At 57.9% G+C, this 12,988-nt stretch carries 16 protein-coding genes and 2 pseudogenes; 5 read left to right on the plus strand and 13 right to left on the minus strand.

The genetic code is table 11. From position 1 onward, the window contains the following. Window positions 1-16 precede the first annotated feature (16 nt). Window positions 17-1,144, minus strand: a complete 1,128-nt coding sequence (locus UB23_RS18440; RefSeq protein ID WP_045060739.1) for a glycerophosphodiester phosphodiesterase — start codon at window positions 1,142-1,144, stop codon at window positions 17-19. A gap of 217 nt (window positions 1,145-1,361) precedes the next feature. Between UB23_RS18440 and UB23_RS18445 the strand changes: the two genes are divergently transcribed. Beyond that, on the plus strand, window positions 1,362-1,688 hold the full coding sequence (locus UB23_RS18445; RefSeq protein WP_045060740.1) for a DUF2025 family protein: 327 nt from the start codon (window positions 1,362-1,364) through the stop codon (window positions 1,686-1,688). Window positions 1,689-1,723: 35 nt separating this feature from the next. On the opposite strand, the gene UB23_RS18450 is transcribed toward UB23_RS18445, so the two are convergent. Beyond that, the gene (locus UB23_RS18450; protein ID WP_045060741.1) at window positions 1,724-2,263 is read right to left on the minus strand and encodes a DUF1003 domain-containing protein; all 540 of its coding nucleotides are present in this window, start codon (window positions 2,261-2,263) and stop codon (window positions 1,724-1,726) included. A gap of 125 nt (window positions 2,264-2,388) precedes the next feature. After that, the gene (locus UB23_RS18455; RefSeq protein ID WP_045060742.1) at window positions 2,389-3,000 is read right to left on the minus strand and encodes a TetR/AcrR family transcriptional regulator; all 612 of its coding nucleotides are present in this window, start codon (window positions 2,998-3,000) and stop codon (window positions 2,389-2,391) included. Window positions 3,001-3,213: 213 nt separating this feature from the next. Between UB23_RS18455 and UB23_RS18460 the strand changes: the two genes are divergently transcribed. After that, a complete protein-coding gene (locus tag UB23_RS18460) occupies window positions 3,214-4,266 on the plus strand; it encodes an MBL fold metallo-hydrolase (RefSeq protein WP_045060743.1) in 1,053 nt (350 codons plus the stop codon). Between the two features lie 140 nt (window positions 4,267-4,406). On the opposite strand, the gene UB23_RS18465 is transcribed toward UB23_RS18460, so the two are convergent. From UB23_RS18465 to UB23_RS18495, 7 genes are all read right to left on the minus strand, one after another. Then, a complete protein-coding gene (locus UB23_RS18465; RefSeq protein WP_045060744.1) occupies window positions 4,407-4,727 on the minus strand; it encodes a helix-turn-helix domain-containing protein in 321 nt (106 codons plus the stop codon). Beyond that, window positions 4,720-5,082 carry a type II toxin-antitoxin system RelE/ParE family toxin gene (locus tag UB23_RS18470; protein WP_045060745.1) on the minus strand — a complete coding sequence of 121 codons (363 nt, stop codon included), beginning with the start codon at window positions 5,080-5,082 and terminating at the stop codon, window positions 4,720-4,722. The genes UB23_RS18465 and UB23_RS18470 overlap by 8 nt, the downstream gene beginning before the upstream one ends. 43 nt (window positions 5,083-5,125) lie before the next feature. Then, window positions 5,126-5,443, minus strand: a complete 318-nt coding sequence (locus tag UB23_RS18475) for a helix-turn-helix domain-containing protein (protein ID WP_045060746.1) — start codon at window positions 5,441-5,443, stop codon at window positions 5,126-5,128. A gap of 205 nt (window positions 5,444-5,648) precedes the next feature. Further along, window positions 5,649-6,632, minus strand: coding sequence for a hypothetical protein (locus UB23_RS18480; RefSeq protein WP_045060747.1), 984 nt, complete (start codon window positions 6,630-6,632; stop codon window positions 5,649-5,651). Between the two features lie 116 nt (window positions 6,633-6,748). Further along, entirely contained in the window at window positions 6,749-7,228 is a 480-nt protein-coding gene (locus UB23_RS18485) for a YbaK/prolyl-tRNA synthetase associated domain-containing protein (protein ID WP_082069214.1), read from the minus strand. Between the two features lie 9 nt (window positions 7,229-7,237). Continuing rightward, on the minus strand, window positions 7,238-8,002 hold the full coding sequence (locus UB23_RS18490; protein ID WP_045060748.1) for a sulfite exporter TauE/SafE family protein: 765 nt from the start codon (window positions 8,000-8,002) through the stop codon (window positions 7,238-7,240). Window positions 8,003-8,007: 5 nt separating this feature from the next. Further along, on the minus strand, window positions 8,008-9,093 hold the full coding sequence (locus UB23_RS18495) for a TauD/TfdA family dioxygenase (protein WP_045060749.1): 1,086 nt from the start codon (window positions 9,091-9,093) through the stop codon (window positions 8,008-8,010). Between the two features lie 109 nt (window positions 9,094-9,202). Between UB23_RS18495 and UB23_RS18500 the strand changes: the two genes are divergently transcribed. Both UB23_RS18500 and UB23_RS18505 read left to right on the plus strand, forming a co-directional pair. Next, entirely contained in the window at window positions 9,203-10,126 is a 924-nt protein-coding gene (locus UB23_RS18500; protein ID WP_045060750.1) for a LysR family transcriptional regulator, read from the plus strand. Window positions 10,127-10,328: 202 nt separating this feature from the next. After that, entirely contained in the window at window positions 10,329-10,838 is a 510-nt protein-coding gene (locus UB23_RS18505) for a hypothetical protein (protein ID WP_045060751.1), read from the plus strand. Window positions 10,839-11,033: 195 nt separating this feature from the next. On the opposite strand, the gene UB23_RS18510 is transcribed toward UB23_RS18505, so the two are convergent. Together UB23_RS18510 and UB23_RS28700 are read right to left on the minus strand one after the other, a co-directional pair. Then, window positions 11,034-11,324, minus strand: a complete 291-nt coding sequence (locus UB23_RS18510) for an XRE family transcriptional regulator (protein WP_045060752.1) — start codon at window positions 11,322-11,324, stop codon at window positions 11,034-11,036. A gap of 14 nt (window positions 11,325-11,338) precedes the next feature. Beyond that, window positions 11,339-11,685, minus strand: a pseudogene (locus UB23_RS28700) (type II toxin-antitoxin system RelE/ParE family toxin). 474 nt (window positions 11,686-12,159) lie between these two features. On the opposite strand from UB23_RS28700, the gene UB23_RS18515 reads away from it, so the two are divergent. After that, a complete protein-coding gene (locus UB23_RS18515) occupies window positions 12,160-12,405 on the plus strand; it encodes a type II toxin-antitoxin system Phd/YefM family antitoxin (RefSeq protein WP_045060753.1) in 246 nt (81 codons plus the stop codon). Between the two features lie 131 nt (window positions 12,406-12,536). On the opposite strand, the pseudogene UB23_RS18520 reads toward UB23_RS18515, so the two are convergent. Then, window positions 12,537-12,860, minus strand: a pseudogene (locus tag UB23_RS18520) (helix-turn-helix domain-containing protein); the annotation flags it as partial. Between the last annotated feature and the right edge of the window lie 128 nt (window positions 12,861-12,988).

Genomic DNA, 12,988 nt, shown 5'->3' on the forward strand with positions numbered 1-12,988 from the left:
TCACCTCGGTCCCAACTCAATACCCATTATTCTGCAACAACTGCCCAACACTCGCCGCCGCTGGACGCTTGTAGAACTTCAGCAGCTCACTGGCGCGGTTGGTGAAGATGCCATCAACCCCCGCATCCGTGACCTTCTGATAATCCACCGCATCGTCGATCGTGTAGACGTGCACCAGCAATCCCTGATCGTGGGTGTACTGGTTCATCCACGGTTGCACCAGATCGGAGTAGCTCTGGTCACCGCCCTTGGTCAGCGCCGCAGAAGGACCGGTGCCGATGGCGCCGGCAGATTTAGCGTACTCGACCCATTGCTGGAATTCGGCTTTGCTCTTGGGCTCCTGTTTGGCGTAGTAGGTGGCTTTGTCCTTGTCGCCGGATTCAGCGAAGGTCACTTTGGACTTGGGCTCGATGCTGCCCGGGCCGACCCACAGCAACAAGATCTTCGGCACCTGGGGCATTTCCTTTTCCAGCAGTTCCAGGCTGCTCTTCTCGAACGTCTGCAGCACCACCTTGCCTTTGCCCTGGCCGACGGCCAGTGGGCTCTTTGCCAGCTTTGAACCAGCGGGGCTCAGCCAGCCGCGGTCCTGGAGCTTGTCCTTCAAATCACGTTCCAGCCCTGGAAACTGCTTCGGTTCCTTGGTCTCGATGTACAGGCCCGGCTTGTGCAACGGATTGCCCTGGGCGATATCGATGATTTCGTCGAGGGTCAGGATCTGCAGGCCGACGAATGAGGGGCGAGCGCGGTCCGGGTAGGCCTTGTTGAACCAGCTGCCGGCGTCGAGAGTTTTCAGCTCGGCGAGGGTGAAGGCGTTGGCCGGCCTATCCTTGCGCTCGGGAAACTTGCTGGCTACGTCGGTGGTGCGTTGCAGGTTGTCGTCGTGCAGGGCGAAGAGTACGCCGTCTTTGCTGCGCTGCAGGTCCAGCTCGAGATAATCGGCGCCCAGGTCGCGGGCCAGCTTGTAGGCGGCGGCGGTGGATTCCGGTGCATCGAATGACGCGCCGCGGTGCGCAATCACCGCAGGGTGCGGTATACCCATGCGGGTTGCCAGCGCCTTAGGGCTTGGCTCGCTGGCGGCCTGTGCCTGGCCGAGACCGAGCAGCACGCTCAGCAGCAGAGCGCTTTGGGTGAAGGTGACAGCCATGGTCGAGGTCCTTTCGCAGTTTTCAAAGACGTCCCTTTTAACAACTGAGCGCCGACAGCGCTATCGCCAGACCGACATAAACCTGTTTAAAGCCATTTTTTTCAGCGCATTTGTGCGCTTCTTTGCAGTACTCTTGGCCACGGCAGTTTCCCCGGCAGAGGGAAACCCGTGCACCCGCCTTGCGTGTAAACCATCGATCACTCGTTGTGAGGTTTATATGCGCATCACTTCCCAGCTCATCTGCCAGGCCGCCGACCAGCTCAAGGGTTTCGTCGGCCTCAACCGCAAAACCGGCCAATACATCGTACGTTTCAGCGAAGATTCCTTCGGCATGGACGTGGCGGATGACGGCATTATTCCTGTGAGTGAGTTCGTCTGGTCGCCTGGGCCGGGGGAGGGCATGACGCTCAACCGGGAGTCGATTCAGTTATTGCTGGATCAGAACATCGATGACCGGATCAACGTCACCGAACCGTTGCGGGTGTACATGAACCGCAGGGAAGTGCCGGAGATTTTGGCGCAGCGCAGTCTTGTGCAGGGGTGAGGCGTTCCGACGAAGTGGCCCGACCAGGCGCCACATCAATTGTTAGTTGGCGGGTGCTCGAGCACAAGGTGCTGGTGCATTTGCGAAGTCAGGTTCTCGATGCGCTCGGTCAGCGCTTTTGTCATCTCGGTCAGGCGAGTGTTCTGTTCCAGTAATTCCAATAACTGCGCGGAGTTGTGCGCCGCCTGTGCCTGGCGCTCGGTGTTGGCCACCGCCAGTGCTTCGCGGTGCTGGGCGTCGGCATCCGACTGGGCTTTGTCCCGTGCTGCCTGGCGAGTCTGGGCCAATAGAATCAAGGGCGCGGCGTAGGCTGACTGCAGGCTGAACGCGAGGTTGAGCAGGATGAACGGATACAGATCGAAGTGTGCCACGCCAAATACATTGAGGCACACCCACAGCACTACGATCAGCGTCTGTGCGCCGAGAAAGGTCGGGGTACCGAAGAACCTCGCGAATGCCTCGGCGCGCAGGGCGAACTTGTCGTTGCCAAAGGTCGGGGCGAGGTGAGCATGACGGCGGTGGAACCGCAGGTGATCGACAGGGGCCGCGGGTTTGGAATCAGTCGTCGTGGTCATGGTGCTCTCTGCGGGTCGTTAGGACAGAGGCACACTATAGCGCTGGCGCCGGTTTCATTCTGAAACACATCGCGAAGTTTCATGCAGCGTCAGCGAAACGTTGACCAGCGGTCAGACCTTGTCATTTATGCCAGCTGATAACAGGCCAGGAACATGTCCAGGGCCGAATCCACCACCTGGTCCTGCATCGCGGCCTCAAGGCTCGGCAAACCCAGGGAGATCTGTGGCCAGAACGCGAATGACTTGAGCATGCCTTGTATCTGATGCGCGGCGAAGGCCGGATCGACCGGCTTCAGGCGACCATCCGCCTGTGCTGCACGAATCCACACCGTCAGGCCTCCCTCGCGCTCGTTCATGCGCGCAACCATGTCCTGCCCGCGCTCGGGGGAATGGAGGGTGGCAGCAATCGCGACGCGCGCCAGGTTGAGAAAATTCTCATCCCCCAGCGTGTGCATCTTTGCCATCAGCAACTGGCGCATCTGGCCGCGCAGGGGCTGGTCGGGCTGGTACGCCACGTCCTGTTCGGCGGTGACCCGGGCCCACAATTGGTTGAGGATCTCGGCAAACAATTCCTCTTTGCTCGGGAAGTGGTTGTACACCGTGCGCTTTGACACGTCCGCCGTCGCGGCAATCTTGTCCATGCTGGTGATGTCGAAACCGTTGGCGCGGAATTCGGCAATGGCAGCCTGGATGATGGCTTCGCGTTTTCGATCGGTCAGGCGCTTTGGAGCTGTCATAAGTACGCTTCGGCAGGAAGAGAGAAGAATTACACTCAGCAGTTTACTTGTGATCGGCTTTGATGCAACCTTGAAACTACACCGTGCAGTGTAATGTTGTGTTAATCCTGCGCTGGTAAAAAATAGATCTCTGGCTGATGCGTGCATGCTTGGCCATTCATCCCGGTTCACCGAGCCAACACGCAATCGTTTGCGCTCGTTCTGGAGTTTTTTATGGCCATCTCTGATTCAGACACGGTTCGCGAACCTGAATCTTCCCGTCAGGTCGAAGGGCTCTTTCGCAACCATGCCCCCGTCCAGCGCGAAGGCCTGCGCAAGATGCTGCGCATCATGTGGAACATGATCTTCCACAAACCGCGCAACACCCGCCCAGCCGCCGCGGTGCCGGTGCAGCCGCTGACCCGCGAGGCGCTGATCGCTGCACCCAATCACAGCGTCTACCGCCTTGGCCACTCGACCGTATTGCTGAAAATGCGCAACAAATTCTGGATTACTGATCCGGTGTTCGCCGAACGCGCATCGCCCGTGCAATGGGCCGGGCCCAAGCGCTTTCATCAACCGCCGATCAGCCTCGAAGCACTGCCGCCGATCGAAGCGGTGATCCTCTCCCACGATCATTACGATCACCTGGACTATCAGGCCGTGCTCCGGCTCGCGAGCAAGGCCAACTATTTCCTGGCCCCGCTGGGCGTGGGTGACACACTGATCAAGTGGGGAGTCGATGCCAGCAAGGTGCGACAACTGGACTGGTGGCAAGGTACCGAGGTCGACGGCATCCAGTTCATCGCCACGCCGTCGCAACATTTTTCCGGCCGTGGCCTGTTCGATGGCAACAGTACGCTATGGGCTTCATGGGTGATCATCGACGCCGATACGCGGATCTTTTTCAGCGGCGACAGTGGGTACTTCGATGGCTTCAAGCGCATCGGTGAGCAGCACGGCCCGTTCGACCTGACGCTGATGGAAACCGGCGCCTACAACGTCGAGTGGCCGCATGTGCACATGCAGCCTGAGCAAACCCTGCAGGCGCACATCGACCTCAAAGGGCGCTGGCTGCTGCCGATCCACAACGGTACTTTCGACTTGTCGATGCATGCCTGGTACGAACCGTTCGACCGCATCATGGCACTGGCCTGGGAGCGCAGTGTTTCGATAACCACCCCTCAGATGGGCGAGGCGTTTAACCTGAAGCAACCTTCCCGTGGGGAAGCCTGGTGGTACGAAGTCGAGCAGCCGGTTTACCAGAACCAACAAAGCCCGGGGTAAAAGCTACGGCTTGAAGTGAGTATTCGTACGTGATCTGAGGGACGGTGATGATGCAGTTCTGAACAGTCTCGCCAGGTTGGCGAGTCAGTGAGTTCTGTCACCGGCCCTCCGTCATCGCACGGTTGGTGAGTGTGTAGTCTTCAGGCGAATACCACTTCAATTCGGCCCTCTTTCCTTGAATTGGGGGCTGACTTGATAACGATCTGCACATCTCGCCCGAGTAATAACAGGCAGTCCATCATCTTGGACTCGCTGATGCCACGAAACTTTCCTCGCAGCATTTCCGAAAGCTTAGGCTGTGTCAGCCCTAGAATTTCGGCCGCTTGAATTTGGGTCAAATGCCGGGCCTTGATGATCTCGCCAATCTTCGCCGCCAACTGGGATTTGACCTGCATTTCACTGGCTTCGGGTGTCCCGAGGTCTTCGTAAACGTTGCCGCTGCTTTTTTCAATTTCAATCATTCTTCGATCCTTTTGCGTGAGCCTGCGCCGCCTGGAGTCTCGTTCTGATTAATTCGACGTCGCTCTGCGCCGTTTTAATTCCCGTAGATGACTTTTTTTGAAAGCAGTGCAGTACGTAGATGGCATTGCCAAATCTCACCGTGTAGACCGAACGATAGGTGTTTGTATGGTAATCCTCGATCACCTCAAGAACACCTGCGCCTACAAAGCCCTTAAGGGGTTTAGCATCCGGATGTTTGGCACCTCTCTGTGCCAGATCCAGTGCGTGACCGAAAACATCTTGAACATCGGCAGGCATCTGCATCAGGTCTTTTTTGCTATTGCCTACCCACAGGAGCGACTTCCTTGTGCTCATATAAAAATATACCTATATTGAGATATTCGTCAATGCTGATCGCTCACTCAACCATCGCATAATCCGCCCGACCCACAGGATTGGGCGTCGACCCGCGCACATTCATTCCCCGACCCGGAGCAAAACCCGGGAAGAACGCCAACCCTTCCGACTCAAACCGATAGGCCAACGCCAGCCGCGTGACATCCAGCACCGGCTGCTGATTCTCGAATCGTTGAATGGCCTCCACCGACACCCCGGACTCCCGGGACAACTCTTCGATACTCCAATCCAGCATGGCCCGGGCCTGGGCGCAGTGGGCGGGGGTGAATTGGAAAAGGGCGATGCGTTCCAGGGTGATTTTGATCGCTTGAGAGGCCATGGTGTTCTCCGGGCTCGAGAGTGCTGTTTTTGATCTACTGTGTTTTTGTACAGTTGTTTTGCGCCCGGATCAAATTCATTTTTCGTTTTTTACACTTTCGGCTCATTCGGCCAGACGAACGGCGGACACCCCGAGAAGCAACAGAACCCGCAAAGATTATTGCTTCCCGATCGACCCTCCGGAGCGCCAGGTTAGACAAGACTGATTACTTCTCAGCCAGCCCCGGCGCTTCCCGAATAATGAAGTGGTCCAGGTTCTCGATGTTCGCAGTGAAAACCCCGAACGTCTGCTCGGGGTTTTTCTTGCTCGTTACCTGCTTCAATTCCGGCGTGACCCCGTAGAAGAAACAATACAGTTCTTTATCGCTGTCGATCGCGTGCTTGATCTCTTGCAGAAATACTTTGCGCTTGCGGTAGTTCTCGATCAATTTCTTGCTCAGGTAAACGTTGACCGAATAGGGCTTCTTCTTCGCCTCGTCCGCTTGCTTGAACCAGACCTTCTGTTCGAAATCGATGCGAAAGCTCTGGGTGTAATCCTTGATCTCCTTGATCTTGCCCCAGTAGATCAAGCCCTGATTGTCCTGCAGGTATTCGACCTTCTTGAAGAACGAGCCATAAGGCGCGGTGTGCTCGCCAATCTTGAGCGGTGTGCGCTTGAGCAGTTCCTTGTCGCCGAAGTTAGAGACAAAACACTCCACCGGGTGCGCGAAGACCGTGGTCTTGTCCGGTGCCGAATCGTTGGTTGGGTGTTCGCCATGGTCAGCGGCCGAAGGTGCTTTCGCAGCGTCGCGCACTGCATCCGGAGCCAACGCCGGGCTCGGCGGTTTACGCACGTACTGCCGCCGAGTGAGTAACAGCTCGGATGGGAAATGTTCCTCCCGACTGTCATCTCCTTCCACCCCGTCTACCCCTGGCGCCGCCGACTTGAGACTGACGTAAGGGCAATCTGCGACATGGCGGGTGCCGGGTGTGTTCTTGAAATGCGGGGTGCGAACGTAGTTCACGTTTTTGGCGTTGAACGTCGTCAACACATTCGCCGCATCAAATGCCGCCCGGCAAGCGTCGTTCGGGCACTGGAAGTGTTCCTTGGCGGAATCGAACGCCATCGTCTCGTCGAAATTCAAATCGCGCACGTCATAGATCGACAGCTTGGTGTCGAGGCTGAGGCAGTAGGCGAGGTCGAATTTCATGGTGGGCTCAGGTCCTTGCAGCCGCGAGCTTGCTCGCAATGGTTGCTAACGATAACGCATAACACCTGACACCTTGCGGCGTTCTCGGCTTTCGTCGCAACCCTGCCCACCGGTGTTCAACCCTGGCGGATATCCACCAACCGGGGTTTGGCAATCGACAGGTAATCCTGCGTATCGAGCACCATTGATGCATCCAGCCGACCGGCGTTGAAGGCGATTTCGCCGTAGCCCGTGGTCAGGGACGGGTCGACGATCAACTGAATCCGCTCATCGAAGGTAAACGGAGGGATGGCGCCGATCCTGCACCCGGTCAGTTGCATGGCCGTTTGCGCGTTGACCAGCTCGGCTTTTTTCCCGCCCAGGGCCGCGCCGACTTTCTTCATATCGAGCCTCTGATCCCCTGGCAGTATCACCAAGGCATAGGGTTCGGCCTGACCCTTTAGCGCGCAGAGCATGGCTTTGGCGCCTTGGCCGGGTTCGGTGCCACGCAGTTCGGCGACCCGCGCCGACTGCCCCTCGGCATCGTGCATCAACACCCGATAGGTGGCGGCGTGGGCATCGAGTAGCGCCACCAGGCGATCAAACATGTTCTGCATGGGCTTTCCTCAGATTTTCAGCAACAGGTCGTAGGACAGTTTGCTGATCAGCATCACCAGCAACACCAGAAACAGCGCCCGGACAAAAGGCACGCCTTTACGCACCGCCAGCCAGGTGCCGGTCAACGCGCCCAGGATGTTGAAGGCCGCCATGGGGAGGGCGATCAGGTACAGCACGTTACCTGTCGGGATGAAGAACATCAGCGCCGCCACGTTGGTCGCGATGTTCACCAGCTTGGCCGACGCCGAGGCGTGCAGGAAGTCGAAGGCGAAGCAGCGGATAAACAGGAAGATCAGAAATGAACCGGTGCCGGGGCCGAACAGCCCGTCGTAGAAACCGATGGCACCGCCGATGACGACCGCCAGCCACTTCTGCCGGACACCGATGTGCGCGGGGGCGTGCAGGGCGCCGAAATCCTTTTTGCAGAAGGTGTATATCGCCATCACCACGATCAATACCAGCACCATCGGGCGCATCACCGACTGGGGCACGAACGATACCGTGGCCGCGCCGAAGAAGGCCATGACAAAGGCCGCGCAGGCGGCTGGAATCACCAGACCCCAGTTGATCACCACCTTGCGCACGAAGGACCTGGCCGCGAACGCGGTCCCGAACGCGGCCGCGACCTTGTTGGTCCCCAGCAGCGCTGCCGGTGGGGCGGCAGGCAGCACGTTGAACAACGCGGGAATCTGGATCAGACCGCCGCCGCCCACCGCCGCATCAATCAGGCCGGCGGCGAAGGCGAACACACAAAGAACGACAATATCGACCATTAACATCAGGCTCTTGCGATGAAGGGTTGTTGGGGGTTCAGCGCCAGCACACGGGCCGGGTCGTTGACCCCGAAAACGCGCAGCAGCCAGCGGTCGCGTCCGTCGTAGCGTGGGGTAAAACCTTCCCTGGCATGCAGGGTTTGCTGGTTCTTGAAGATCAGCATGTCCCCCGCTTGCAGCAGGACGGGGCTTACGACATCGGGGTGATTGGCGGCGGCTTCGAACAGCTGCAGGGCCAGGTTCGCGATGGCGCCGGTGGCGGTGACACTGGCTTTGTTGTAACGGCAAAACAGCTCGCCGGTTGCGCTTTTGTACAGCAGGGGCACCTGTTCCAGCACATTGCCTGGCTTGCCGAAGGACACCGGTCGGCGAATGTCGAACTGCGGTTGTGACAAGGCTGTTTCAACCCAGGCGGGTAACATCGCCAGCACCTCGCTAATGGCAACGATGCGGGTCGGCACATCCAGCTCGCAGCGCAGACCGGTCAGGCACAGGTACTCCGGACAGGCCGACAACGCTGAGACCGGTTCGCAGGTCAAGGGCAGGTGCGGGTTGTCGACGTGCATGCACAGGTCCATGCGCGACCCGTAAGAGCTCTTTTCGGCTTCACACTGTCGCTTGGGCGACACGTGGCGGAACACCGTGTCGTCGTTTTCACCTTCGTAGGCCACCGGATGGGTTTGCAGGGTCTGCAGCACCGCCAGGATCGCGCCGGCCACTAGCGGCAGTTGCTCGATACCCGGCGCCATGTCGTAAGGGGTGGCGGGCAGGTGTGAGTCCAGGGGCAGCCCCCTGACGATCATTGCCTCCTCGGGGGCCTTGGGAAAGTTACGCAAGCGCTCGATTTTTTCACTGCAAAGGACGCTCTCAAGCAACTGCCCCAAGGCTGGCATGTGACGGATACCGGAGAGGCTGTCGGTCACGGCCAGGGAGGCCAGGCCGGCGCGAAGCGCTTGCTGCTCCTGGAACGAGATATGAATCTGCGGTATCGCCTGTCGGGTTGAACTCGCTGAGTGACTGGGCCGCCAGTCACGAATCTGTTCCCCCAAAGAGGTGGTTGATGCCCCGATTATTTTTTCCATCTTTGTCATGTCCGTTTGCTCCTGTTTGCCTACATCCCTGTAAGTGAAAGCGAAGGTTAACGGACCGGCCTTTTTTGTGTTGCAATGCCACGTTGCGATAACTGCAATGAGGTGATCAATGGCTCTGGATCAGCTGTGGGCGCTCGAAGCCTTCGTGACCGTAGCGCGCAAGCGCAGCTTCATCGCGGCGGCACGCGTGCTGGGGCGCTCCCCCAGTGCGGTGACCCGCGCCGTTCAAGGCCTGGAGGAAGGTGCCGGGGCCAAGTTGTTTAATCGCTCCTCCAGCGCCGTAAGCCTGACCGAGGCGGGTGAACGCTTGCTGCCCCATGCCTGCAAAATGCTGGATGTGCAACGTGAGGCGGATGAAGACCTGGCCGGTCTCAGCGGCATGGCGAGCGGCTGGGTGCGTTTTTCCGCCCCGGAGTTCCTCGGCCACGGCGTTTTGCCGCAATTGATCGCGCAGTACGCCGAGCGTTACCCGGACGTGAACGTCGACGTGATCTTTACCGATGAGACCCTCGACCCGGCCAGGAGCAAGCTGGACTTCTCGATTCGCGGCGCGTTTGCGCAATCCAGTGACCTGATCGGCTATCCACTCTGGCGTTACTCGCGTCATCTGTACGCCAGCCCCGGCTACCTGCAGCGGCGCGGGACGCCTGAGACCATTGACGGGCTGGAGGCCCACGCGCTGATCCTGCACACGGCGCCGCGCATCCTCAAGGAATGGAATTTTCGCAGTGAGCAGCAGGCCATCAGCGTTCGGGTTCATCCACGGTTTCGTTTCAGTTCGGGCGTTGCGGTGTTCCAGGCCGCCCTGGCGGGCATCGGCATCGCCCGCCTGGCGGACTGGCTGGCGGAGCCCGAAGTGCAAGCGGGGCGCCTGCGCCGGGTCTGCCCCGAGTACCGGCTCACCTCCAGCAACGGTGACAACCCGCAGATGCACGCGGTATACCCGGCCGGGAACTTGCCACTGCGGGTGAAGGCGCTACTGGAGGTGATTCGAGCCTTTGGTGACAGTCTTGAGCGCAAGCATTTACCTTAAGCCGCGAACCTTTTGATTGAGCACAATCAGGCCCTGAGGGCCGGGAAACCTACCGGGTGTCATCCTGCTGACCGTGCTGGACGATGTTCGTTGGTTGGCACGCACTGCCCGGCAGATTCCTCCAACAGATTGCGATTGTCGTTCGCAGAGGAAACAATGCAACGGCCAATTCGGCAACGCGTCTCAAGGAGGATTCATCGCAATGAAGCACGGCTGGCTTTACTTCAACACCATATCCCTGGTGTCATCCATCTTAACAATCACTGCTTACTTCGTGCCTGACGGTGCATCAGGAGTGCTCGCACTACTGTCCCGTGATGTTCCGTTATGGGTGCTTTTCATGGTGCTGGCGGCGGTCTCGATCATTTTGAGCCTGGTGTTCCGACTGAACAGGAAAGATGAGAAGCACCTGTATCAACAATTACTCGATCGGAATGAAATCTTAACTCTTGAGCGGGATCGGCAGGCTGCGGATTGTCAAACTGCTCAGCAGTTGCTCGTGAAATACCAAGGACAGGGGCATCTGGCGGAACGTCTTGACGATTACACAAGGCTCGAAAATCAGATTTTGAGTCACCTCAAAGGGGGATTGTCAAAAAGTGGCGAACAGCTCGCGGAGTTGACCGGTCGTGATCTGAATGACGTCATGCTCGCTTTACACGCTTTGGGTGAGCGCGTGGTCGGCGGAATAGGTTCTTATCGGCTTCGCTGATTGGATTGATAGATCAATGCAAATGGCTGAAGAGCAGCCACAAGCCTGTGCCGAACCTTCTCACATGCCACCCCGTACGCCCTCGCAGATTTATGTCTCTGCCCTGCGCAGAGAGGTGAAGCAGGAGGTTCGGGTGTTGGAAAGACAGATTCAGCAAGGCTGACTTTTCGGCCGACTCATTGTCGACCGCCGCATTCAACTGTTTTCCGGAACCAATCTGACTTCAACCCGGTGACCCAGCGCACGTGCGGCGCTCGCCAAAGTCGCGAGCGTCATCCCAGCATCATTCTGATCCAGCGCACGATCCACAGCGGTACGACTGGTGTGCATTCGCAGGGCCAGCGTCTTTTTGCTGACTTTCTGAGAGGCCATCGCTTGGGCAATCTGCCAGGCGATGACGCGCTTGAGGGCAGCGGCGGAGACCTCTTCGAGCATCCCTTGTTCTGCGAGGAAATCGTCAAAATTGGAGCCGATAGGATCGGTCATGGTGTTGTTGCTCCTCATAATCTTGCTTTACGAAGTCTCGCGGTATTCATATCGGCGGCCGGCATTTTCTGACTTTTTTTGATGAACCCATGAAGCAGAACCATTTCGCTGCCTACGACGGTGAATATGACACGAGCTATAGTGTCTGACAGCTCCGAACGTACCTCCCAAAGCCCGGCCCGGCATCAAGCTTACGAACAACCGGCATTCCTATAGGCCAACCTATTTGAACCGTTTTGATATCCGTGCCGACGATTCGTCTGGAGTCCCTATCAAGGTCAGCCAGCCATTCTCGAACAGGCTCGTTACCGGCCTCTGTGCGAAAAAAGCGCACGGATAATACGAGGGGGATTCCATTCATATGTTGAGGGTACCAAAAAAGGTGCATGGCGCAAGCCGTTGGGCAATCACATGAGAGCTTGATAGTTCATCAAACGGCCGCTTATTTCACGACCTGATCAGATACAAGAAATGTCCGTATTCGGAAGTCTGGGCAGACGCGTTCATAAACGCTTGCGCCGTCCTGTTCGGGGTCTGGTAGGGCATTCAGACCGCAGATGATTGCTGCATGGGCAGGAGGCGAGGGTATTCATGGCGGGCTCGGTTCCATTGTAGGAGCGAGCTAGCTCGCGAAAAGCTTAAGAACGCCACTGGGTAACTGGTTTGCGCGTGATAGTTCACGACGCTTGCTTGATCAGTTCACTGAGTAGCCTACTCAGGGCAACGTCGTAGTCAGAACCTTGAGACGCCATTTTTGACAGACGGTCTGCTCGACGCCTTGCCTTTGGAGAAGCATCGACTTGGGCTGCCATTACCTAATGCTATTGAGGTGCATATGAGTGAACTTGTGCAAGTAAACATGCACGAAGCGAAATCCCAACTATCTCAACTCGCCGAACGTGCATGGCATGGCGACAAGATTGTGGTTACCAAGGCAGGCAAGCCTTATGTGGATCTGCTGCCTCATATCGATACACCTCGGGCGCGTAAGCCTGGGCGGTTGAAGGGGAAAATTCGAATGTCTGCCGATTTCGATAAGACCCCTGAGGACATCATTGATGGATTTGAGGGCAGCCTATGAGGCGCTTGTTGCTGGATACCCACGTGTTTCTTTGGTGGCTGTCCGACGATCCGGCACTGGGCACTGATATTGCCAACCCTGTGGCAGCCCCCTGTGCGGGAGGGCTTGCGCGAAAGGGGCAGTGAATAAACCTACCCCTTAACCGGCGCTTTATCTGTCGGTCTGCGGCCCTTGGCAGCAACAATTTTGTATTCGCCGGCGTCGGCCTCTTTCGCTGCTCGTGCTATCCGGCCGTCATTGCGAAGGCGGTTGTAAATTGAGGTTTTCTTGACCGTGGGGCGAGCGGTTTCGGCAGGCACTGCCTTTCCCGGGGCTGCGGACACGAAAGCACCCGGTTCCATCGCAAACCGCTCTGCCAACGCGTACGCCATCTTGTGACTGATGGGCCGATCCCCACTGAGTACCTTGGAGACTGCCGTTTTGTCACCAATTTCAGGCAGGTCCGAACCGGTGAGCTGCGCATTCCACGCCATCCGGCCACCCAGTCCACCAACATCCGGCCACCCGTTCCACGCTCATCCGGCCAGGCAGTCGGAGCGCAGCGACGCAGGTTTGCATTGTTAGTCTGAAGTCCCTGTCGTCG

The sequence above is a fragment of the Pseudomonas sp. ES3-33 genome, from assembly GCF_000952175.1.
Classification (GTDB): Bacteria; Pseudomonadota; Gammaproteobacteria; order Pseudomonadales; family Pseudomonadaceae; genus Aquipseudomonas; species Aquipseudomonas gregormendelii.